Source organism: Bacteroidota bacterium (assembly GCA_039111535.1).
Taxonomy (GTDB): Bacteria; Bacteroidota; Rhodothermia; order Rhodothermales; family JAHQVL01; genus JBCCIM01.
In genome coordinates, this window is record JBCCIM010000019.1 from 27,411 (window position 1) to 51,586 (window position 24,176).

At 50.7% G+C, this 24,176-nt stretch carries 20 protein-coding genes; 14 read left to right on the plus strand and 6 right to left on the minus strand.

The features are described 5' to 3' along the window. Positions 1-83: 83 nt before the first annotated feature. The 4 genes from AAF564_05210 to AAF564_05225 form a co-directional block, all read right to left on the minus strand. Complete coding sequence (locus AAF564_05210; protein ID MEM8484923.1) at positions 84-3,452, minus strand: ThuA domain-containing protein; 3,369 nt, start codon at positions 3,450-3,452, stop codon at positions 84-86. Positions 3,453-3,568: 116 nt separating this feature from the next. Continuing rightward, on the minus strand, positions 3,569-3,985 hold the full coding sequence (locus AAF564_05215) for a DoxX family membrane protein (protein ID MEM8484924.1): 417 nt from the start codon (positions 3,983-3,985) through the stop codon (positions 3,569-3,571). 165 nt (positions 3,986-4,150) lie between these two features. After that, the gene (locus AAF564_05220; protein ID MEM8484925.1) at positions 4,151-4,387 is read right to left on the minus strand and encodes a hypothetical protein; all 237 of its coding nucleotides are present in this window, start codon (positions 4,385-4,387) and stop codon (positions 4,151-4,153) included. 319 nt (positions 4,388-4,706) lie between these two features. Continuing rightward, positions 4,707-4,991, minus strand: a complete 285-nt coding sequence (locus AAF564_05225) for a hypothetical protein (GenBank protein MEM8484926.1) — start codon at positions 4,989-4,991, stop codon at positions 4,707-4,709. 319 nt (positions 4,992-5,310) lie between these two features. On the opposite strand from AAF564_05225, the gene AAF564_05230 reads away from it, so the two are divergent. The 7 genes from AAF564_05230 (at position 5,311) to AAF564_05260 (ending at position 13,990) form a co-directional block, all read left to right on the plus strand. Then, complete coding sequence (locus tag AAF564_05230; protein MEM8484927.1) at positions 5,311-6,204, plus strand: NAD(P)-dependent oxidoreductase; 894 nt, start codon at positions 5,311-5,313, stop codon at positions 6,202-6,204. Positions 6,205-6,340: 136 nt separating this feature from the next. Then, positions 6,341-6,835 carry a hypothetical protein gene (locus tag AAF564_05235; protein ID MEM8484928.1) on the plus strand — a complete coding sequence of 165 codons (495 nt, stop codon included), beginning with the start codon at positions 6,341-6,343 and terminating at the stop codon, positions 6,833-6,835. 276 nt (positions 6,836-7,111) lie between these two features. After that, a complete protein-coding gene (locus AAF564_05240) occupies positions 7,112-8,248 on the plus strand; it encodes a toll/interleukin-1 receptor domain-containing protein (protein MEM8484929.1) in 1,137 nt (378 codons plus the stop codon). 155 nt (positions 8,249-8,403) lie between these two features. Further along, positions 8,404-10,884 (plus strand): TonB-dependent receptor, encoded by a 2,481-nt coding sequence (locus AAF564_05245; GenBank protein ID MEM8484930.1) that lies wholly within the window; start codon positions 8,404-8,406, stop codon positions 10,882-10,884. 29 nt (positions 10,885-10,913) lie between these two features. Continuing rightward, entirely contained in the window at positions 10,914-11,759 is an 846-nt protein-coding gene (locus AAF564_05250) for a DUF4249 family protein (GenBank protein ID MEM8484931.1), read from the plus strand. A 42-nt stretch (positions 11,760-11,801) separates the two neighbouring features. Beyond that, positions 11,802-13,238 carry a deoxyribodipyrimidine photo-lyase gene (locus AAF564_05255; protein ID MEM8484932.1) on the plus strand — a complete coding sequence of 479 codons (1,437 nt, stop codon included), beginning with the start codon at positions 11,802-11,804 and terminating at the stop codon, positions 13,236-13,238. A 335-nt stretch (positions 13,239-13,573) separates the two neighbouring features. Then, positions 13,574-13,990 carry a hypothetical protein gene (locus AAF564_05260; protein MEM8484933.1) on the plus strand — a complete coding sequence of 139 codons (417 nt, stop codon included), beginning with the start codon at positions 13,574-13,576 and terminating at the stop codon, positions 13,988-13,990. On the opposite strand, the gene AAF564_05265 is transcribed toward AAF564_05260, so the two are convergent. Further along, entirely contained in the window at positions 13,987-14,586 is a 600-nt protein-coding gene (locus AAF564_05265) for a GNAT family N-acetyltransferase (protein MEM8484934.1), read from the minus strand. The genes AAF564_05260 and AAF564_05265 overlap by 4 nt on opposite strands. Positions 14,587-15,026: 440 nt before the next feature. Continuing rightward, positions 15,027-15,236, minus strand: a complete 210-nt coding sequence (locus AAF564_05270; protein MEM8484935.1) for a hypothetical protein — start codon at positions 15,234-15,236, stop codon at positions 15,027-15,029. Positions 15,237-15,547: 311 nt separating this feature from the next. Here AAF564_05270 and AAF564_05275 point away from each other — a divergent pair, with 311 nt between their 5' ends. From AAF564_05275 to AAF564_05305, 7 genes are all read left to right on the plus strand, one after another. Continuing rightward, positions 15,548-16,372 carry a HAMP domain-containing sensor histidine kinase gene (locus AAF564_05275; GenBank protein ID MEM8484936.1) on the plus strand — a complete coding sequence of 275 codons (825 nt, stop codon included), beginning with the start codon at positions 15,548-15,550 and terminating at the stop codon, positions 16,370-16,372. A 322-nt stretch (positions 16,373-16,694) separates the two neighbouring features. After that, entirely contained in the window at positions 16,695-19,322 is a 2,628-nt protein-coding gene (locus AAF564_05280; protein ID MEM8484937.1) for a tetratricopeptide repeat protein, read from the plus strand. 131 nt (positions 19,323-19,453) lie between these two features. Beyond that, a complete protein-coding gene (locus tag AAF564_05285) occupies positions 19,454-20,464 on the plus strand; it encodes a tripartite tricarboxylate transporter substrate binding protein (protein MEM8484938.1) in 1,011 nt (336 codons plus the stop codon). A gap of 83 nt (positions 20,465-20,547) precedes the next feature. Further along, entirely contained in the window at positions 20,548-20,997 is a 450-nt protein-coding gene (locus tag AAF564_05290) for a tripartite tricarboxylate transporter TctB family protein (GenBank protein ID MEM8484939.1), read from the plus strand. Positions 20,998-21,077: 80 nt separating this feature from the next. Further along, positions 21,078-22,535 (plus strand): tripartite tricarboxylate transporter permease, encoded by a 1,458-nt coding sequence (locus AAF564_05295; GenBank protein MEM8484940.1) that lies wholly within the window; start codon positions 21,078-21,080, stop codon positions 22,533-22,535. Between the two features lie 120 nt (positions 22,536-22,655). Further along, positions 22,656-23,003: a hypothetical protein gene (locus AAF564_05300; protein MEM8484941.1), complete on the plus strand. Its 348-nt coding sequence runs from the start codon at positions 22,656-22,658 to the stop codon at positions 23,001-23,003. Between the two features lie 212 nt (positions 23,004-23,215). Beyond that, complete coding sequence (locus AAF564_05305) at positions 23,216-23,914, plus strand: hypothetical protein (protein MEM8484942.1); 699 nt, start codon at positions 23,216-23,218, stop codon at positions 23,912-23,914. Positions 23,915-24,176 lie beyond the last annotated feature (262 nt).

Sequence of the window (24,176 nt, forward strand, 5' to 3'; positions counted from 1 at the left end):
GTCCACACGCCCTAAGCAGAAAGCCTCCATCAAACGGTGTTGATAGAGGCTTCTTCATATCAGGGATACTTGTTCAAGACCGTCTATCTTGTGAATTCAATCCAGTCTAGCAAGAAGAGTGGATAGGCTGTATCCAGGCGGTCTTTGAATATGAAATAGATATTGTGCTGACCGGTTTGCTTTTCGAGTGTGGTTTCAAAAGCAAAGCCCGTCGTCAGTCTACCCATTTCTATTGGCGCGCTGCCAATCAATTGGCCATCAACCGCATCCATTCTCACTTCAATGGTGCCGGACGTAGTCGAGGCGGTTGTCCCCATAAGCATAAACTTGAGGCCAGCTACCCCGGTGAGGTCAATGTTTTCGAATCCGATGTGTGAGCCATCGTAAATCTCTTCAATTACGGTTGGCTCACTGCCCGAGCCGGCTTTGACTTTCACGTTGTGCGAGAAATCAAAGGTCTCAGCCTGTACCCGCGGGTGACGCAGAACAAATAGGGACTGCCTTGTCAACGGCCCGATGCCATTTGCACCCTGATCCGTGTACGAAGCGCGGAGGAAGTACATCCCCTGCTGTTGTTCTACTTCCTGGTGTGCATCCAGTGAAAAAGTGCCCGAGAGCGGCAAACTTACGGGTGCAACCTGCTCTTTGGTCTGGGCGAGGATATACTCGACAATGGCCCCTACCTCGTCTTGCGTCATGTCAGGATGTGCTGCCATTGCCGTTTCTCCCCAGACTCCACTTCCACCATTTCTGATTTTTTCAATCAGATATGCCGGCGCCTCAGGGTCGTCTGCATAGCGTTCTGCTACATCTTGATAGCTTGGTCCGATGGACGTTTCATTTACCAGATGGCAGCTTGCACAATCGCTGTTGTCGATTAGACGCTTGCCGCCGGCCAGGCTTGCTGAAGCATCCGCCTGCTGATGACCTTGCGCTACCAATGTTTTGTCAAAACCCTGCTTCAGGTAATCCATCTGGACAAATACATCTTCCTGCGCAATTCCATCACGCAGGGCGCCGTCCTCTGCATCTTCAACCAATACATGGTAATCCAGCGTGGTGCTATCCCAGAAAAATGATCTGTTGCCTTCAATGGCAAGATCTACTTGCGGCGGCGCATTGCCTACTTTGATGCGAACGCGGTCGTTGCCCTTTCCTCCTGCCGGGTCTGTCACCTGTACTGCGACCTTGTAAACCCCAGGCTCGTTGAACGTGTGACTTACGGTCGCATCTTCAATAGCTGAAGGATTTCCTGCAAAACGCCAGGTGTAGGAAAGCGGATCATCATCATGATCAAAAGAACCAGTTGCAGAAAAGTTGACAGTTAGCGGCGCGGCGCCGGCAAGTTGGTCCGCTTTCAATACGGCTACTGGCAATCGATTGCCAGGGTTGTATTCAATACGGGAGATGCGGGCATCTGCGTTTTCCGAGAACCACTTCTTGCCATACTCCATCACGTACATGACGCCATTTTTATCGAAAATCATGTCGATGGGATTGGCAAATTCAGCCGAAGGCATAAAGGGCTCTATTTTCTCAAGGTCACCGTTTTCGTCCATGGTGACAACGAGAATCCATCCTCTAATCCAATCATAGATAAACAGCTTGCCGTCAAAGTAGTCTGGAAACGTGCCGGCAGCCGGCTCAAACATATCGGTGTAAAAAACCGGACCAGCCATTGCATTGCGCCCACCGCTTTTAACAATCGGAAACTCGGGTGATGCAGCGTATGGGTACCAGATGAATGCCTTTTGGGCAGGAGGCAATACGCCCAGCCCTGTATTGTTCGGAGAATCGTTCGAAGCACCATTTACGTCGAATGACGCACCAGATTCTTTGGTGGCAAAATTGTAATCGACGTATGCCTTGTTGTCGCCGACAAAATAGGGCCATCCGAAAAAGCCGGCTTCGCGCGCCTGGTTTACTTCATCATGTCCACGCGGTCCACGTACCGGGTTATCTTCATTCGCATCAGGTCCAACTTCCCCCCAATACAGATAGCCCGTTTTCTGATCAATGGCAATGCGATAGGGATTGCGATTACCCATCACATAGATCTCGGGGCGGGCAAGGGGCTCATCTGGCGGAAACAGGTTACCTTCCGGAATTGAATACGAGCCATCAGCCTCAGGGCGAATCCTGAGGATTTTGCCGCGCAGGTCGTTTGTATTTCCAGACGTCCCCTGTGCATCCCATGGCGCGCGTCCTGGCTGTTCATCTATCGGCCCGAAACCATCAGAAGCAAACGGGTTGGTGTCATCACCCGTGGAAATAAACAAGTTTCCATCAGGGCCAAATTCAAGTGACCCACCGGTATGACAGCATTCAACGCGTTGCGTGTTCACAACAAGCATCAACTTCTCACTGTCCATTTCCAGGACATCGTCTTTGAATACAAAACGAGAAAGGTGCTGTACTGCCTCATCCCCTGCTGGCGAGTAGAACAGATAAATCCAGTTGTTTTGCGCAAAGCCGGGATCCAGCGCAAGCCCCATCAAACCATCTTCAAACTCGTTGTGGACATCCAGTTTGGCAATCTCTTTTACTTCGCCAGCTTCCGGGTCAAGCAAACGCACGCGGCCGCGGCGCTCAATAAAAAGGATACGTCCGTCATCCAGAATCTCCAGTTCAGTCGGCTCATTGAGTCCGGCAACCAGTTCTGTTCTCACAAACCGGCTTTCATCGGGAGCACGCCGGGCTTTCACCTTGTCATAATCGAGCGGGGTGCGCAGCCCCATTACGTATTGGATCCCGCCGGACAGGTGTTGCAGAAATGCTTCATCCGTATAGCTTTCAGCCGTGTGGCCGGCTGCGGTGTAGAAGATCTTGCCCCCTTCAAATGTCCGCGTCCAGGCCACAGGATGGTTTACGCCGTTGGTGCCACCGTTGTATGACAATTCGTCTATAGCGAGCAGCACATTTACATCCGGTGCAACTTCAGTAAAATTTAGCCACTCGTCTTCGCGCTCCCATACTTCAGGCAAATGGCGCGTGCTTTTATGCTTGGCGTCTACTACGTAAAGTGTCGCCGGCTGGACGTTAGACGGGGTTGTTGGATGACCAGCATATTTGGCCCCGATCATTTCGCTAAACCATTCCCAATCCGGTTCTGTATTGATGGCCCCATGGATACCAACAAATCCACCGCCGGCCTGAATAAAGCGCTGCAAGTCCATCTCTTGCTCATAGTCGAGGAGATCGCCAGCGGTATTCAAAAAAATGACTGCTTTGTACTTTTTGAGATGCTCTTCCGTCAGCATCTCCGGCTCATCGGTAGCCACAACATCGTAGCCATGTCGTTCTCCAAGCATCTGAATGGCTTTAACCCCTTCAGTGGTAGAAGCATGTTGGTAGCCGGACGATGCCGTCAGGACAAGTACATTGGTGTCGGGAAATGGGTAAATCCATGCGAGGACGCCAAAAATCAGGGCGAACGGAATCAGTTTTTTCACGCTTGGTCGCAGCTTTGATTGGGGGATGGCCTGGTGGTCCTATAAGAAAAGAAAAGCCGGGCCATTAATAAATAGCCCGGCTAAAAATTTGAAAAGAGTACACAGAGGGGTGAATTCTATGCAGCTACTTTTTCTCTGGTGGTATCAGGTGTTGCATTTACCGTGAGTACGCCGGCAAAATAGCTACGATAGCTATATGCAAGGTACACCAGCAAAACAACCGTCAGAATAGGTACAGCAATGGCTTCAGGAGCTGACGCCAGGAAAATATGGAACAGGATAATGTTCAATACAACCGGGGCCAGAATCGTCAATGCCAGGGGCACCATTCTGTTCGTAAGCAACAACAACCCGCACACAGTTTCTGTCAACTTCAGGAAGGGGAAGAAGTAGCCAGAACCGAGCAATGCACCAATAAATTCACCTGCTCCACCCGGTAGATCCGGAGCCGGCAGGAAATTCAGAAAGCCATTAAGGCCAAAAACGGTGAAAATCAGTCCCAGTACAATGCGGGCTATGAGGGTTAGATTCATAGGAAAAACCTCCTTTATTAGTTTACCTCGCCAAAAAGGTAGCCAAATAAAGACAATTACTCAACGAATTGATGCATACAAAAAAGGCCAGCTACACTGTAGCCGGCCTTAAAAGGATCCTTCTTTTTCTACTTTCCTGCAGGAAAGCATCGGTAATACGGTCAACTAGTTGACGGTACAACCACTGTCAATAATTTTGACAAGAATATCGTTTGCTGCATCATAATCTCCATTGTTAATATGTTTGGAGAGTTTTGCTTGCAGTCCAGTACAATTCACTGAACTCATGGCAGATGCGGTATTCAGCAGCGGAGCGGCTGCAATCACGGGAAGGGCCCAACCCGCTTTCTTAAGAATGGCGCGACGTGAAACGGCCTGTTCTGGTTTATTGTTTTCGTTCATAGTTTTACCTCTAGAAGGCAATTAGCTTGCATTTGCACGCAACTGGTTCTGGATGTCCAGTGCTTTCGATTAGTTTCCTCTCTTTGTCAGCGAAAAGTGATGCTTGCACGCTGTTCTATATAGAAAGGGCGTATCCATCCCCCCTCACCTGACAAACAAGTCCAGGTAATTCAGCCGGATTGCACAAAAATAATACAAAAACGAGCCGGTCTGCACCATCCACTTTTGGCGCATACCCATCTAGTAAAACCACCTAAAAAACCCCGCTCCAAAACTTCGAGGCCGGGCGAGATGGTAATCCTGAACGACTTTAGCGGGCTTATTCCAGCACAAACGGCTTTCGAAAAAGTCCAAGTGCCCTAACCTGGGCGTGTAGTTGTTCTACAGAAGGCTGTTCATTCGCTGCGCGTTCTCCGGCTACAGACCGACGGCCCATAAGGTCAAATGCATATTGGTCAAACCAGGCCTGCAAGGCAGCAGCTTCATCACCAGCAAAGAGATAGCGTTGGCCGGCTATGCTGATGGAAATCATGTCTGCCTCTATCTCAACAGATTCCAGCAAATCGATGTTCAGAAACTGGTTTTCGATTTTGATCAACTTCATGGTCGGGAGCAGTTTTGGTGGTTGACACACAGAAAGACGTGGCAGGTAGCCCCATTATAATCCCATCTTGAAGCCTCGCCTGAAGCTAATGCCACACACCAACATTATCCTTTAGCGCGCCAGGCATCAGCCATGCTGCGCTAAAAAGCAGGATTTCTTTTCTCTCTTCGCAGCAGGAATCCGCTCACTCCCGTTATCCTTGCGCTTTTTAGTTGAATAACGCCCCTTGTTGCCTTATCATGCCCGCATCAGTTTCGAGGCTTCTAACTTAACCAGGCGCTGTGGTTGACCCCGGTTGCCCTCCTCATTTATTGCAATCATGTCTGAAAAAATTGGATTTATCGGCCTGGGTATCATGGGCCGCGGAATGGTAAAAAACTTAATGGATGCCGGCTTTGATGTCTCGGTCTGGAACCGTACCGCATCGCGGGCCACCCCATTCGCAGACGCCGGCGCCCATGTAGGCGCAACGCCGGCAGCAGTAGCCCAAAGAAGCGACATCATCATCACCTGTGTGAGCGATACGCCCGACGTAGAAGCTGTAATCACTGGATCAGATGGCGTTATTGAAGGGGCAAGCGCAGGCGCGCTGGTCATCGACATGAGTACAATTTCTCCCCAGGTAACACGCGATATAGCCGCCAACCTCGAAGCAAAAGGCATTCATATGCTCGATGCCCCCATCAGCGGTGGCAGCGAAGGAGCAGCCAATGGCACCCTGAGCATTATGATTGGCGGAGACGCTGAACAGGTTGCACGCGCCATGCCCTGTTTTGAAGCAATGGGTAAAACCATCACCCACGTAGGCCCTTGTGGTGCCGGCCAGGCGGTGAATCTGGTCAACCAAATTCTGGTTGTGGTGACCATGCTGGGCGTAAGTGAAGCCTTGCTTTTCGCTGAAGCAAGTGGGGTGGATCTCGAAAAAACACTTGCTGCAGTTACCCAGGGCGCTGCAGGCAGTTGGATGTTGAGCAATCGTGGACCGCAGGTCATCGAACGAGACTGGCGACCCGGCTTCACCATCGACTTGCAGCAAAAAGACTTGCGACTGGTTTTAGAAGCAGCCAACGAAATGGGTGTCCCGATGCTAGGTACCAGCCTTGTGTACCAGTGTTATCGAACGTTGCAAGCGCAAGGCCTGGGCCTGGAAGGCAACCACGCCCTGGTCAAAGCGCTTGAGCATCTTTCCGGTAAAACAATCGGAAACGAATGACTGCCGGCTTAGTTAATGCACCAATTATTTAAATTTGCCTGCTATTACCTTACTTTAAGTGGCAGGTATGTGCACAGCACGTACAGTTTATGATCCACAACTCTATAAAAATCACGCTACGATAACACAGATTACAATGAAACACATCGCTACAACTTGTCTCCTACTTCTCGCACTGGTCTATGTCGGCTGTTCTTCTTCCAAAGACGCTGCCCAGGAAGCTGCGCCTAACCCGTATCACGGTGCCTGGGTGATGGACGGAAGTGCCAATGGCGCCTTACAGTTGATGTCCTCTGGCGACGCTGTCCTCGAGCAAGGTGATATCCTCGCGGCGATCAACCGTCACCAGAATACAGATCGTGCAAAGTATAGAACGCGGCTGGTGAAAGAAGCGACGTATAAGCTGGACTCTCCCGAGCAACTGACGCTGAATGTAATGGCTGATTGGACCGGCAAAGGCACTGGCTCAAGGCGTGCAGAAGACAAAAGCGTTGCAAGTACAATCGTGTTTTCCGTTATCCACATGGGAGATACAATGAAGCTGACGAAAGTCAGCATGACACAGTCTGGTAGTGGTACAGACAACACCAATGCAGACGAAGAATTGGTTCTGACGCTGAACAAAATGTAGTTTTACCGCAAATTTTTGCGCGTAATTGGCCGGCTACCCGGCGAAAAAAATATCAAAGGTGGAATTCCAACGGTGTATGCCCGGAATTCCACCTTTGCAGCTTTAGGGCAATACGGCGCCCCTGCTCTATCAAAAAGGCTCAAACTGCTCAAAAAACGCGCATCACAACTTTAATCTAGAACTTGCGTTAGAGGATGAGTTTTTTGGCGTGATTTTTTCGCCCCCCAACTCTCTAGTACACTTTCCGGCCCATTTCTTAGACAAATCCAATCGAGCATGGCAAACACAGCGCACCTCGACATTTTACAACAAGGCGTGCAGATCTGGAACGAGTGGAGAAAAAAGAATAAAGATCTCCGTATCGACTTGCGGGAAGCACAACTCAATCGGTTTAATCTTTCCAACGCAAACCTGAGTGGTGCACTCATGGCCCGCGCCCAATTGAAAGGGGCCAAATTACTGCGCACCAACCTGCGCGGCGCAAAACTAACAGCATGCAATCTGTCGGGTGCTGATCTGACAGGTGCTGACCTTTACCGCGCTACCCTGTTCAAATCAGACCTCGCGCGCGCCAGCCTGATGAAAGCCAACCTTACACGGGCCAACCTGGGCAAATCAGACCTTACCCAGGCGGTACTCAGCCGTTCTGATTTCCGCGGCGCAGACCTCAAAGGCGCGCAGATGATGGGTGCCGTGGTCTATGAAACTGTCTTTGGCGACACTGACCTTTCAGATACACAAGGACTTGAGAATTGCCAGCACCACGGGCCATCTACCGTTGATCACCGTACGATCAACAAATCCAACAACATCCCGCTCAGTTTCTTGCGGGGTTGTGGCCTGCCAGATGAAATCATCGGCCATTACCAGGCGCTGATGGCCAAAGGCCTGCGTACACACACATGCCTCATCAGCTATGCCAAGGAAGACAAAGCATTTGCCCTTCAACTGCACCATGACCTGCAAGACCAGGGCATCCGGTGCTGGCTTGTACCAGATGAACTGAAAGGCGGTCAGGATCTCCAATTACGCACCAACCAGGCGCTTGGCCAACACGGCAAGCTTGTGCTTATCCTGTCTGACAGCAGTATGGCCAGCGATTGGGTGGCAGCTGAATTGAAAGGGATGCGTGAACTGGAAAAACAGGAGCGCCGGCGCATGCTGTTCCCGGTAAGCCTCGCCAGTCCACCCATGCTGCAATCATGGACCCTGATGGAGCCGGGCTCATTCATAAACCTGGCCAAAGAACTGCGCCAGTATCCAATTCCAAATTTTAGCGATATGCACCACGAGCCTTCTTATGAATCGGCACTGGTACAGTTGCTGCGTGACCTCAAAAGTCCATTTCACCACCCGCGGTCGAATAACCTGGGACCAGACGTGACAGGTGAGCTCGAAAACAAGTTATATTAATCCTGCGCACCTAAGGGTTTTTTGTCCCTGAATTACCCTGTTGAAAAAAAATGGAATGCGAAGACCTGATGGTTCGTCATTAGGTCAGCGCCACCTTTTCTTTCAACCACCTGCCGGCTTGACCCCATAGAGCCCGGTGACAAACACAGTAATTCATGGACACCCCTGGCTTTTCCCAAAGCTGGTGCTGGCTCGCCAGTACCTGTAAGGTAGCGTTTCTGATAGCCTGTTTGGTCGCACCATTGTCGATTGTCCACGCACAGGACCTATCTATCTCAGGCTCGGTACGAGACGCAAACTCCAGAGAAACCCTCCCCTACGCAAGCGTAACCGTTCTCAATACCGACCGCGGCACAGCAACCAATAACGACGGTTTTTTTGTGTTGCTCGATGTGCCCAGAGATTCGATTACCCTCGCAATCTCGTATCTCGGCTACGTTACAGCTGAATTCAAACTCTTCGCACCCGATATCACAGGTGCACTCGATATTTTGCTCCTGCCCTACACGTCTGAGCTGGACGAGGTCATGGTGGTAAGTGACAAATACACCATCATGAAAACAGCGGAGAACATCAGTCAAATTACGGTCTCTCCAAAGGAACTGGCTACGCTGCCGAGCCTTGGCGAAGTTGATATCTTTAGATCTTTACAATTACTTCCCGGCGTTAGTGGCACCAATGAAGGTTCTTCTGGTCTCTATGTACGAGGAGGCACGCCAGACCAAAACCTTGTTTTGCTGGACGGCATGACCATCTACCACGTTGATCACTTCTTTGGCTTTTTCAGTGCATTCAACGCAGACGCCATTAAAGACGTACAGTTGTACAAAGGAGGCTACCCTGCAAAATTTGGTGGCAGGACCTCAAGTGTAGTTGAACTCACGGGCAAATCTGGCGACGTTTCGCAATTCAGAATGGGCGCCGGCCTCAATTTGCTTAGCGCCAGTTCCGTGATCGAGTTTCCGTTTCTTTCACGCGGATCCGTCCTGCTCTCTGCCAGGCGTTCCTATACAGATGTAGTAAGAAGTGGGGTCTACAACAACATTTTTGATCTGTTTGATGACGACAACGACGTTGTGCAAGGGCCGGGCGGCCTCGCCGGCGGTGGCGGAGGGCCTGGTGGTGGCAGATTTGGCAACGCTGCCACGCAAACGGCACAACCCGATTTCTTTTTCTACGACTTGAATGCAAAGATATCTTACCGGCCAACGAGCAAAGACGTTGTAGCAATCAGCCTGTATAATGGCAAAGACGACCTCGACAAATCGCGGGATCAATCCAGAACCATTGGCAACAACGCAAACCTGAATATCCTTGGCGGCACAACAGACCTTACAGATTGGGGCAATAGTGGCATCAGTGGAAAATGGGCACGACAGTGGTCTCCCCGTTTCTATTCCAATGCCCTCGTCGCTTATTCGGAGTATTTTAGCGATTACTACCGCTTCACGGACCAGGAAGTGCTCAATGGCGAAACCAGCGAAGTCATACGATCCATACGAAGAGGCTCTGCGGAAGACAACAACATTTCCGACTTAACCATCGGCCTTGACAATGAGTGGCAGGCCGGCAGAAATCACAAAGTGGGATTTGGGGCAAAAATTACGCGCTCAGATGCTTCGTATTTCTTCAGCCGGGATGATACAACAACCATTCTGAATCGGGCCCAGTCCGGCCAGCATTCAGCTGTCTATATACAAGATGCGTGGCAGTTGACGCCGGCGCTTGAGTTGTCGCTCGGTGGCCGTGCGTCGTACTACGACCAAAGTGAAGAGACTTTTCTGGAACCACGCCTCGCAGCAACTTACAACGTAACGGATCGCCTTACATTCAAAGCTGCATATGGTAAATTCCACCAGTTTGTAAACAGGGTTGTAAATGAAAATGTATCAGAAGGGTCGCGCGATTTCTGGTTGCTTGCTGATGGCGAAACCATCGAAGTCAGCCAATCTGAACACATTGTTGGCGGCTTGAGCTTCGACCAGGGCACGTACCTGTTTGACGTTGAAGCCTATCGAAAAAAACTGGATGGGCTTTCGGAATTCTCTCTCCGGTTCCAGCGCAGCAACTTCAGAAGCGAAACGGCTAACGAACTGTTCTTTTCAGGAAGCGGCATTGCAGAGGGCATAGAGTTTCTGGTGCAAAAGAAGCGGGGCACCTACAATGGCTGGCTGAGCTACACACTGGCCAACGTCGAACATACATTCCCTGAACTCAACGACGGCGTATCGTTCCCGGCACTGCACGACCAACGCCATGAATTCAAAATGGTCCACAACCTGGAATTGGGCCGCTGGAATCTATCCTCAACGTGGATGTTTGCCTCCGGAAAGCCCTATACGGCGCCGGAATCTGAATACACGGTAACCTTGCTCGATGGCACCGAACAATCGCAGATCCACATTGGCGAGAAAAACGGTCTCCTCTTGCCGGCATATCATCGGTTAGATGTTGCCGCCAATTACAACCTCGATTTTGGCCAGGCTAAAGGACGCATTGGGTTGTCCCTGTTCAATCTATACAACAGGCAAAATGTCTGGTACCGGGAATTTGATCTAACAGAGGGCGACCTGCTCGTCACAGATGTCAACTATCTCGGTATGACACCCAATCTGCAATTCCGCATCGACTTTTAGCCCCAACCCCAGTTTTTTTGGTTAAGATCATGAAGAACTTAAGCTACATCCTCTTTGCCGGCATTTTGTTTTTGATGCAGGCGTGTGACACAGCAACCGGCGACCTCGGTGACGACCTCGCCGTAATCGAAGCCTTCATTTTTGCCGGCGAACCTGTTGAAAATATCCGTGTAACCTCAACGGTTGCGTTCAATGGTACCGACACCACGGCGCAACCCATCAATGATGCTGAGCTCCGGCTCATCAAAAACGACGTCAGCTATCCGCTAACACCTAGTGGTACAACGGGCTTCTACCATTATGCCGGCGACGATTTAACCGTAGCGCCTGGCGATTTTTTCGAACTTGAAATGGATTACCTGGGCCAGCGTGCAACGGCAGAAACGGTTGTTCCTCCTCCTCCAGTAGCGGTTGTATTGGATTCAACCATAATGGAAGTACCTACTTTTGAGTTTGGTGGCGGCGGACCGCGTGGTGGAGGCGCCCCACCAGACCGGGGGAATCTGGATAATAGGCTTACGGTAACCTGGGACAACAGCCAGGATCTCCTGCATTACGTGGTCATCAATGGCCTGCAGGAAGAACATGAGTCTATTTTCCCAGAATTCCTCGGACAACGCATCGGACGCTTCCGGTTTATTTCAGAACCCAACCGAGACAACTTCTTCGAAATAAACCTGCTTATCCTGGAAGGTATAGGTGCCCATGAAGCCCGTGTATACCGGGTCAACCAGGAATATGCAGATCTTTACGAAAGCCGCGTGCAAGATTCGCGGGATCTGAATGAACCGCCAAACAATATTGATGGCGCCCTCGGGATATTTAGTGCCTTTAACAGCACAGCTATCCCATTTGAGGTGAAACGCGAAGAATAATCCGGCGTTGATGCAAAACCCAGCAACCAATCGGACACATTCGTGCAGCACCCCCCTATTCTTGTATGGCTTCGGCGCGATTTACGATTACACGATAATCCGGCGTTATTCCATGCGGCTGCAACAGGCCGACCCATTGTACCCGTTTTCATCTGGTCTCCAGAAGAAGCGGGTGCCTGGGCACCAGGAGGGGCGCACAAGTGGTGGTTTCATCACAGCTTGCTCAGTTTTCGGGAAAGCCTCGCTGCATGCGGGGCTTCCCTGGTTATTCGAAGTGGATCAAGCGAACGTGAACTGAATGCCATCCTTGCTACTACCGGAGCTGATGCCGTCTACTGGAATACCCGATATGAACCTGAAGGCAAAGCCATTGACGCAGCAATATTAGCAACGCTAAAAGCCCGGGGGATTTCTGTCACACCTTTTGCAAGCCATTTGCTGCATCAGCCCGACCTGATCAAGACCGGCTCAGGTTTGCCCTACAAGGTGTTTACACCTTTCTGGAAGAAAATACACGCAACCATGGAAGTACCAGCCCAACTGCCGGCACCGGCGTCCCTGGTTGCGTCCACTTCCCAACCCGATTCAGTCCCGATCGAAGCGCTTGACTTGTTGCCGCAACGCAACTGGGCAGACGGCTTCCCTTCGCTATGGACGCCTGGCGAACAAGCAGCTCGTGAGCGCTTGACATATTTCTGTGACCACCTGATGGTGGCCTACCCTAAACAACGCGATATTCCGGAAGATGATGGTACGTCGCAGCTGTCTCCATACTTGCATTTTGGAGAAATAAGCCCACGACAGATTTGGCAAGCGGTCTCTGAAAAAATGCATGACCCCGCGCTGCAGGAGGCAGGGGTCTGTTATCTCCGAGAAATTGCATGGCGCGAGTTTTCGTACCACCTCATCCACCATTTCCCACAAACGGCACAGGAGAACCTGCGGCCGGCGTTTGACCATTTCCCCTGGAATACAAATGCGGATTGGCTGAAGCGCTGGCAAACCGGCACAACGGGTTATCCGATAGTAGATGCCGGCATGCGGCAATTGTGGCACACAGGCTGGATGCATAACAGGGTTCGCATCGTTGTCGCATCATTCCTGACCAAACACTTGCGGATGCACTGGCAGCACGGCGCCCGATGGTTCTGGGATACGCTTGTTGATGGTAACCTGGCCAACAACACGATGGGCTGGCAATGGTCTGCCGGCAGCGGCGCGGATGCACAGCCGTTCTTCCGCATTTTCAACCCGATTGCGCAGAGTGAGCGGTTTGATGCAAAAGGGACCTATATCAAACGGTGGGTCCCTGAACTCGGAAAGCTGCCGGCCAAATATGTCCACACGCCGTGGACCCTCCCCCGTCCCATGCAGGAACACCTTGGCTTTTATCCAGGAAAAGCTTATCCACTCCCTGTTGTTGACCACAAAACAGCCCGTGAAGCAGCATTAGCGGCTTACCAGACCATTCGTAAATAAGCTACGTTATCAATTTGAGACGGCAGCACAGCGTATTTTGCCTTCGTGAACCAGCAGCCGGCTACCGTCTTCCCCTTCTGCATGCCCAAATACCGCGTAGTTAAGTAAACACTGTATTACCATCTGCTACAGCTGTGCGCTAAAATACCTACATAAATGCGGTTTTTTCGAGGGCAAGGCAATATGGAATAGCTTTTGATGTTTACCACCCACAAGTCCCCTCTGCCGCTGGGTGGCATGCTCCAGTCAGCTCTCCAAGGAACAGCAATGTGACAGGTAAAACAATGGTCGCAAAGAATCTATTTCGCCCGCGTCAGGCAATCAACAGAAATGACATGTTTCAACAAGCCCCTCCTGTAACACCAGACCCTTACGCACAAAAACAGAAAGAGCACGAAGAGCAACTGGCACACCTTTCACAGCAAAAAGAGCTGCATACGCTTGCGCTGAAAGAGATGTACCAGTTCATCTGCAAACTGGACAACTCTTTCAGGGAAGAAAACAAAAAGCTTCGTGATCAAATTGCAGTGGAGCAAAGCCGCTCTGCAAAACTGATCGAGGTAACCCGTGGACTATGGGATATTATCGAGTTGATGGATGATGGTGAGCCCAAGCCACTGGACCTTGCAGCTGAGCTTACGCGCGAAGTAAAACAGCTTGCTGAACTGGAAGTGGAAGTTTCTGATGAGTCAGAAGCAGACAACTTCCCTAACGTCTCCGAAATTGCACCGATGATTGCCGCCGTGGGTTAATGTTGTTGCGTTGATTCTTTGACGCCAGTAACATCTGCAGTGGTCTCAACGTCGTCCGTCGCATTCGGATCGCACAACATACCGGTACAGAGGCACATCTTCCGATCTGTTCGGGTGAGGATGTCAAAGTTAGGGCAACTGCGGCAACCGTTCCAGAATTCTTCGTCGGTTGTCAATTCGGAAAATGTAACAGGTTTATATCCCAAATCAGAGTTGATCTTCATGACTGCCAGACTCGTGGTAATCCCGAAGAGTTTGGCATCTGGATATTTCTTGCGCGACAGTTCGAAGGCTGTTTCTTTGATTTTACGGGCGAGGCCGGCTTTTCTGAAGTCAGGGGACACAATCAAGCCGGAGTTTGCCACATACTTGTTGTGGCTCCAGGTTTCGATGTAGCAGAATCCAGCCAAGGCACCACCTGTATGCAGGGCAATGACCGCCTTGCCATCTCGCATTTTCCCTCTAATGTACTCGGGATCGCGCTTGGCAATACCCGTTCCGCGTTTTTTGGCTGCGTCTTCGATTAATTTACATACAGCTTCAGCATAGGACAGGTGCTCCGTGGTCGCAACCTGAACGGTAAATGCGGCACTCATGGTATAAATGCAGATTTCGTGGCTGGGAGTTCAAGAAATGTCCTAGGCTATTTTGCCTTCAATCAACACTACTGCTGAAAGTTCACCCGGTGTTGTCGATTTTTTCTGATTTGGCAAAAAATCACACAGGTAGTTTTGCCGATGTAACAACCGTAAAGGATATACGCTCAAGCAGTCTATGGAAAAAACGAGAAACAGCACATACTTTTACAGATACCATGTGCGAGGACGTCCACCAAATGCGTGACGATGTGCGGAGGGGCTTTTATCGAGCCGTATTCCTGAATGAAGTGCAGGATGGGATGTGCAATTGGCGATAAAAGTGTGCTTTTATTTGGTGGTGCCCATTTGGGGGCAAGCAATAACATGAACGGCCACTAGCCCCAAGGCAACTTAACAAGCAATAAAGCGCTACTTAGCTTGCATCAATATCCTATCAACTAAGAAGCTTCGTTTCCCTTTTTGCAACAGCCACCATTTTTACCGAAGAACAACCAGAACCCGACGGCTAACAAAATCCAGGGCAGCGCACCGCCAAAATGAACAAATCTGTGAAACCCACCAAAGCTGGGTGCCCCTGTGATTTGAATAACGGCCAAAAACAAAACGCCCAGGCCGGCGAGCATGATAAGTTTGGATCGGTCTTGCATCGGTTTTCTCTCTCCTAAAAGCAGTCAATAATCCACGCTACGACTGCATGCACAGGAAGTTACAACTGTTCACTGCTATGCACCGGGGCCGTAACCTGCATCCTGCATCGGATGCCAAAAAATCGGCAAGCCTTGCCGCCCTGCTTCAGCCACCAGGATAGCAAACCGTGATTTTCCCTTTTTTTTAACGACTACAGCATCAGGAATGGAGTTTGAACCTTCCAGATCCAGACACCCATACCTGCAGGTGCATGCCGCGCTGCTTCGGTGTTCTTTATCGTATCTCATTCATCAGGAACCGGGTGACGCACATGCTGCTTGCTCCAGTGATTCCGGTTGTTGTCCTTTTGATTGTGGGGCTTTTCTGCATCGAAGCCTATCTTGCCTTTCTGACCGTTGTGCTATTGCAGCCCAACCTGGTCTTGCCGTCTCAACCAGCACCGCTGCAAGCAGACCGCAAAGGTACTGCCTGGCTGGACAACGTAAATCACGAAATCAGAACGCCGCTTGCCGGCATTCTGGCTACCGCACAAATCTTGCACGATGAAGTTGGCCCGCAACATCAAGAGTTAACAGAACTCCTGATGGAAAGCGGTCAGCGAATGAACAATGCAATTTGTGACGTCATTGATCTGGTCGCACTCACCGAACCCTCGTATAAACCAGACCAAATACCCGTCCGGATCAATCAAGAACTCCCTGCTCTCATCGACCGCTATAGCGCAGCGGCAATGGCCCGTGGCATCTCGATTGAATTTGACCCGATGCAGAAAGATTATGCGGTAAAAAGTGACCCAGCATTGCTCAGAAAAGTATTTGAGCATTTGTTACAAAACGCCATCCAGTTCACAGATGCCGGCGCAATCAAACTCGCCGTCAAAAAAGATGGCGAATGGCTACACGTCGAAATTAAAGACGCCAGTCCAGTAATGGCTAAAAATTTGCTTTACAGACAGCATAACCCATCATTACTGCCAGAATCAAAACAAACACCTACAGCCGTAGCGGACGGACTTGGGCTGGCTTTAACAAAGCGTATGATCAACATCTCAGGAGGGAGAATTTCCGTATCCCACCAGGCCGGCAACAGCAATACCCTGACCGTCTCATATCCCGTTGCCGAAGAATCCGCTTAGGCGAGGAAACGCATGACCGTTCCATGCGTGCAAGGGATACTGATTTACCAGCATTTCATGAAGGGTCACAGCGGTTCTCCCTGCTCGTCAGGCCGAATTGCCCAGGAATGAATGACGCATTCAAAACAGCCGTGTGCATCCTTTTCCATATCATGAAAAGCGCCTCAGTTGCTTGATCTAAAGGAGTACGATGGATATAATTGACCCATGCATGGAGTTGTCTGGCGGCCGACAATATCCACAAGTCCATTCTTTACAAGCATTTACGTCTATTTCCGAACCCAATACCCACCGTAAGTCTTCCAGGTAGTAGCTTTTTAACATGGAGACCGCGCGATCACATGGTTCATCCAGAGTATTGACCGAAGCTGAAGCTGAACGGTCAGGAGTGGCCTATGCCATTGAAAATGCGTGGGCCAATACGCCTGTTGATGACTCTGGCTATCAGTCCATTCACCTTTCCCAAATGGGAAAAGAGCGCCTCAAAGCTAAACCTGAGCGCTATAAAATTGGTGATGTGATTGGGGGCAGATACGCCGTACTGGACATCCACAGAGGCTCCATGGGGGTCATCTACGCAACCTACGACCGCGTAGAAAAGCTGCCGCGCGCGCTTAAAACACTGCAGCAACGCTTTGCGCACATTAAAGAAATGCAGCAGATGTTCATCGAAGAAGCCTCTGTTTGGGTGCGCATCGAAAAACATCCCTTTATTGTTCGCGCTTATCTGGTAGATATTTTTGAAGGTCAACCTTTTGTAATTACCGAGTATATCCGCGGTAAAGAAGGTGTTGGCAACGATTTACGCGCCTGGCTGGGCAAACCAGAGCTAACCCTCGATGTAACCATGGAATTGGCCTTGCAGATGGCGCAAGCCCTGCAGCATGCCACCCGTAAAGTCTCTGGACTTGTACACCGCGACCTAAAGCCTGGCAACGTGCTCGTTGACGACCGCCGGCGGGCGCTGGTAGCAGACTTCGGTCTGGTTTACGCCAACGACTCGCGGAGCGGTACGCCGGCCTACATGGCACCAGAGCAATGGATGCGAAAAGAAGTTACGATGCAAACCGACATCTACGCTTACGGCTGCATCTTGTATGAAATGATCACAGGCCATCGCCTGTTCAAGGCACAAACGATCAACGATTGGCAAAACGTCCACCTCAACCAGGAGCCCGTGCTCCCCTCTTTGCTCAACACCAATGTTGATGAGGGACTCGAGCGCTTTGTACTCAGATGCCTCGCAAAAGACAAAGGTGAGCGACCATCGGGTTGGGAAGAGGTTGTAGACGAGTGTACCAACTGGTACCGCCATCTTACGGGCCTAAATCCAAAACTCGACTTCAGTACATACGACCTCAAAGGGGGCGAACTTGTGAACGCAAGTTATTCGCTTACCCAATTGGGCAAATATCAGGAAGTACTTGAAGTGTGCGACCGGGCCCTGCTGCTGAATGCCAACAACACCACTGCCCTCTACAACAAAGGCATTGCGCTTGGCAAAATTGGCAGATACGAGCAAGCTGTAGCAGCATACGAACGCATCCTGGCGCTCGACCCCAGTGATGCCGGCGCCCTGTACCATAAAGGCAACGCGCTGATGGCACTTGGTCGATATGACCAGGCCGTGATTGCCTACGCAGATACCCTTGCAGTGAATAAGGAAGACGCGGCCGTTTGGTATAACAAAGCCCTTGCGTTAAACCACCTTGGGCAGCACCAACAAGCCCTCGATGCGTGCCTGCATTCGTTGCGCATCGACCCTGAAAATGCCGCAGCCTGGCAGAACAAAGGCAACGCGCTGATTGCGCTGGAAAAATACGACGAGGCCGTTGAAGCCTACCAAAATGCCATTGCCCTCGACAGCGCTGACCTCGACTCCTGGTACAACCTTGGCAATGCCCTCATGACCACAGGCCGGCATGATGCAGCTGTGGAGGCCTATGACAATGTCTTAAACGTAGCCCCCAATGATCCGGGAGCCTGGAATAACAAAGGCATCGCGCTAAAGCATCTGGGCCGGCATGAAGAAGCCGTAGCAGCATACAACCGGGCACTTGATCTCGACCCGTCGGATGCCGGCGCGTGGAACAACAAAGGCAACGCCCTCCTGCAACTTGGTAAAACCGACAAAGCGATGACCGCCTTTGTCCGCGCCCTCGTGCTAAACCCGGAAGATGCCGGTGCCTGGTACAACAAAGGCATTGCGCTCGCGCAGGTACACCGCTATGCGCAAGCACTCGAAGCATACAACCGGGCACTTGCCATCAATGCCGGCACAGCCCAGGTATGGTACCACAAAGGAATTGCACTCATCAAAACCGGCCAATACGAAGAAGCCATTAAAGCCAACGATCGCGCCATTAAACTGGATGCCCTTTCGGTGGACGCATGGTACAACAACGGCATTGCCCTCAACCACCTGCGTCGATACAAAGACGCGGTGACCGCTTACAACAGGGCGTTGTCGCTCGACCCCAAATATGCAGATGCCTGGTACAACAAAGGCAATGCGCTGACCAATCTTGGCCTCCTCCAGGATGCGCTGGAAGCATATACCAATGCGCTGGAACTGAACAACGAAGACATCGAAGCAGCCTACAACAAAGCCATTACCCACGGCAAACTTAACCAGTTTGAAGAAGCCAACCGGGCGTATGACATTGTGCTAAACTACAATGACCGAGACGTAGACGCGTGGCTCAACAAAGGGATTGCGCTTGACAGCCTGCATCGCTACTCGGAAGCCTTCGTTGCTTATGAACACGTATTAAACTTGAAAGACGACCATCCGGTAGCCTGGAGTAAAAAGAGTGGTATTCTGATCAAGCTGAAGCGGTTCAGAGAAGCTGTGCAGGCCAGCGACCGGGCGCTTGCGATCAATGCGCACGAGCCAGAAGCCCTGCGTAACAAAGCTATTGCGCTGAATTATCTCAGGCGCTACTCCTGATCTGGCATCCGCTACTGGATTCCAGTTAACGTTGCATACCGGGTCGTAGCACATTGGACATTCCCACCTCCTTGTTCGATATTCAACCGTACCCAAAATCGAACAACGCTGAAACAAACCCCAAAAACGCGATGCCGCTTTCCTGCCGCTCGTTGTACCCTGCTGTGCAAACAAGCTTACTGATATGCTTGCTGCTGCTGGCTACCGGATGCAAACCCACTGACAACAAACCAGAAAATTATCCACAGCGTCCGATCAGCTTTTTTGTCCCCTGGAATCCCGGAGGCGGCACCGATACCGTTTCAAGGGCGCTTGCGGTTGCATTGCAAAAACATCTAGACACCTCGGTAAATGTTATAAACCGAACGGGCGGCGGCGGCGTTGTCGGCCACCTTGCCTTGTCTCAGGCAAGATCCGATGGCTACACCATTGGCGCTGTTACGGGTGAAATAACGATGATGCACTGGCAAGGCCTGACAGATTTGACCGTGAACAACTACACCCCGATTGCGCTGTTGATGAATAACCCGGCAGCCCTCACGGTACGCGCTGATGCCCCCTGGCAAACCCTCGATGATTTGCTAGGCGCGCTACGTACTGACCCCGGGACGCTACTGGCTTCGGGCACCTCGCGCGGAGGTATTTGGGATCTGGCACGTATTGGTTTTTTAAATGAAGCCGGCCTGGAAGCCTCAGCAATGCCGTGGGTACCGAGCCAGGGCGCGGCCCCTGCCTTGCAGGAATTGCTTGCGGGCGGCGTGCAGGTTGTTACAGTGGCCCTTGCAGAAGCAGAAGCCCTCTACCGGGCTGGTGAAGTTAAAGTTTTAGGCGTGATGGCCGATGACAGACTCGCTGCTTTCCCTGAAATCCCTACCCTCAAAGAACAAGGCATCAACTGGCAAATTGGGGGCTGGGTATCACTGGGCGCACCAGCTGACCTGCCAGACGCCGTTAAAGCAAAACTTGTAGCTGCTACGCGCGCAGCAGTCTCGGATTCGGTCTACGCCGCCCCGCTAGAACGCGCCGGCTTCAACCTGACGTTCATAGACGGCGACGCCTTTGACAATTTCCTCACCGAGCAAGACGAAATCAGCGGCAGACTACTCGAAATGGCAGGTATGTCGAAAAAACAAGGAAATTGAGTAAAGCCCTTAGCAACAGCGCTGATTCGAGATGCTCATGATCCTGTAGTTGTTGTCCTCCTCGCCTGACACAGACACCACCCATGCAACGACGCGCCATACATAGAGATGCTTTTTCGGGCGTGTTGCTCATCAGCCTGAGCCTGTGGGTTTTGTGGTACAGTAGAGGGTTTCCACAACTCGACAATGGCTATCCCGGCCCCTCCCTTTTTCCAGTGCTTATCGCCGGTTCAATCGGGCTTGCCGGGCTCTGGCTTGCCTATCGTGGCTTGCGTCAATCGGGGACTCCACGTAAACCCCGCACAGCAAAAAGCGTCCTTTCTGGCCTCGCCCGACTTCTTACCGGCATTGCCCTTGCAGCACTGTACCCTGTGTTGATAAACTACACACACTTTATCCCCGTGATGGCATTCCTCATTCTCTTTGTTGCGCTCATGCTAAAGCATACGGCATGGCATGCAATGCTGATGGCCATCTTAAGTGCTAGCCTGATTTACGGACTGTTTACGCAGCTTTTGAATGTGCCTTTGTAAGCCCGTCTTCTAAACACAAATAACCGCTGTTTGCCCTATATTGGTGCGCTGAACGTACCACCTAGTTTGCGGTTATAACAATGTCCATATTCTCCTGGGAAGGCCTGCTTGCCCTTGTGCTTGGAGGCCTGTATGGATCGTTGTTTGGTGCAATTCCCGGTCTGACAGCGACGCTTGCTGTAGCCCTGTTTATCCCAATCGCCTTTTTCCTTGAGCCGGCTGTTGCGTTACCTGCCATCATCGCCATTTCCTCCGTTGCCATTTATGCCGGAGATGTGGGATCTGCGATTGCACGAATTCCTGGCACACCAGCCAGTGCAGCCTACGCAGATGAACTCCATGGCCTCACTAAATCAAGGGGACCGTTTTATGGCCTCGGCATTAGTGCACTCGGATCAGCAACAGGTGGCATCATTGGCACCCTCTTGCTAATTTTCAGTGCAACGGCCCTCGCACGGCTTGCAGCCCAGTTTTCATCCTTTGAGTATTTCTGGATTGCTGTACTCGGATTAACAGCCGGCATTTTCGCCTCTGGACGAGCGCCTGTCAAGGGGTTTGTCTCACTCGCCATTGGCCTCCTCTTTGCCACCGTTGGCATCGACCCGACGCTTGGCTTCCCCCGCTTTCATTTTGAAAACCCAAACCTGTTGAGCGGGCTGAATTACATCGTAGCCATGATTGGGTTATTTGGATTCTCGGAAGTCCTCGAACACCTGTACAAAGGAAGCCGCAAGACCAACGCTGTTGCGATTACGGATAGCAAAGATTCGGGGGCCAGGCTTTTTTTTATACAACCCCTCAAGCTAATCATTCAGGAAAAGTGGGCGGTGGTCCGATCGTCACTGCTTGGGGTAATGGTAGGATTTCTGCCTGGCGCCGGCGCTGACATTGGATCTTGGGTAGCAACCAGCGTTCAGAAAATGCAGGATGAAGAGCCGGATAAAGTTGTGCTTTCAGGCACAACCAGCAACAATGCAGCCGTGGCAAGCGCATGGATCCCTGCGCTTTCACTTGGCCTCCCGGGTGATACGGTAACGGCCATTGTGCTCGGTGTTTTCCTGATGAAAGGCATTACACCTGGCCCAATGCTTTTTGAGCAAAGTCCTGAGCTTGTCTACGCGTTATTTGCGACATTTCTGATTGCCAACCTCGTACTGCTCCCCTTTTACGGTTACCTTACCGCACGGATTGCCGCACGCGTAATCAGGGCTCCGCTCACCCTGATTGTGAGTGTGATAGCCGGCCTCTGCGTTGTCGGCGCCTACGCCATCAACAACAACCCGTTCGACGTTTGGGTTATGGCTGGCATGGGACTGGTAGCTTTCATCCTCCGACGCGGTGGATTCCCGCTGGCGCAGGTTGTTTTAGGGATGGTATTGGGGCCAATTCTGGAGCAAAACTTTATGGTCAGCGCCATTAAGTCGAGATGGAACTGGTCCAGTTTTTTTGAACGTCCGATTGCGCTTGTGCTGATGGTACTCACCCTGGTTATTATCGTCGCCGGCATCCGGTTGGTGCGCGCAAAAACCAAACAGTAGTTGCCTGAATCGGCTAAAAAGGTCTATAGGGGACCCAATCTCGGGCCTATTTCGTATCTTACCTATACCCACACCCCACTGGATGGTAACAGACGTCTGTATAGTATGAAATCGTGTAAGATGGCATGGCTCCTTGTGTGTGTCCTGGGTTTTGCCAGTTGCGAATCCAGTGCACCCGTATTAGAAAAGACTGAAGCCCTGCCAACTGCTGAAACCCCTTCACTCGCCATGCGCTATTCCGTTTCTCAGGTATCCGAAGCCCGCACCACACACAATGTTGACCAGCGCGCCATGACCATTGAGGGCGTGCTTAGCGTCGGCGTCGCCGGCAACAGCAATGAAGACGCGTGGATCCAGATTCAATGCGCGGACAGTTCTGCCGTATCCCGCGCCCGCGCCGCTCTCGGAGATTCTCTCGCCGGCATCCCAATCCACTTCTCCCTGTCCGATTCGATTAAGGCGCAGTAAACTACACAAGATACTTCAGCTAGTTAATTTAGGAGCTGGTATTTAATATAAATCCAGTATACAGATGCGGATACATTTCGCCCGTCTGTTCATGCTTGATATAAATTAGTGGCATATTCTGTTCAAAAAACACAACCATGCCCTGTCGGCTTAATAGAATATTTTCGCCTACAAGAATAGAACCCTACACCAAACCCCACCATCCCCTAGATATGAGCAGAACATTCAAAGAACCTGTATTGGGCCTGATAATAATAGTGATTTCTTTATACCCTACTAATACCATTGCCCAAAACACTAAGCAAAACCAACCTGATTCCATAAGTACTGAAGAGCAGATTTTGATTCTCGAAAAGCAAATCAAAGACGCCCAGGAACTGGCGACTCAATTACAAGAGTCTCTAAGCTTGGCAAATACAAAGTCAGTAAGAAATTATGAGTTGCATGCTTTTACTTGCATCGAAGTGAATGGACAAAATAGTTCAGAGTGCGGCTTACAAGACCACTGGAGACTCGAGTTCAGAACTTATGCAACAGAGCCTGTTAACTCTCAGGGTAGTTCGAATCTAAAGCATAACCCCTATGGATACCCAATCCCTCCAAATGACAAACCAAAGTTTAAAAACAAAGGAGGCTGGGGAATATCGATTGACCAGTATGCTAACAACTCGGTACCAGACCCAGATCCAGCGATCGAAAAGTCATTCGAAGAGCTTGCAATTACATCAATTGAGACTAAACTAGATAAATTGGCCATTTATTCTACGAATAATACTATTGCACGTACAGAATTAAATGCTAATGGTGTGGTTGCCATTCTGGCAAATTATTATCACGATCTCTCGTTCAATAATTTTATTTCCATTGGTGGTTTTCTAGGTCTTGGCTTCGCAGGCATTCATGCTGCCTAGGCAACAACAGATAAAGCAGGAGTGAAAAGGCAATTTGGGTTTCCATCTGCTCAATTTGGCATTAACGTAACTATACCAGCCAATTCTTTGGCAGCATTGACTATTCAATACAAAACGGCTTTATTCTTCCCTGAAGATATAAATTACATAGAAACGCTTAGTACTCCAGCGGAATTCCCCGGTTTTAATCGGGTGAGTTTTTTCGCTAAAACTGACTTCAATATTGGAGCTAGGCTTAGATTAAATCAATTAGGTCGTTGAC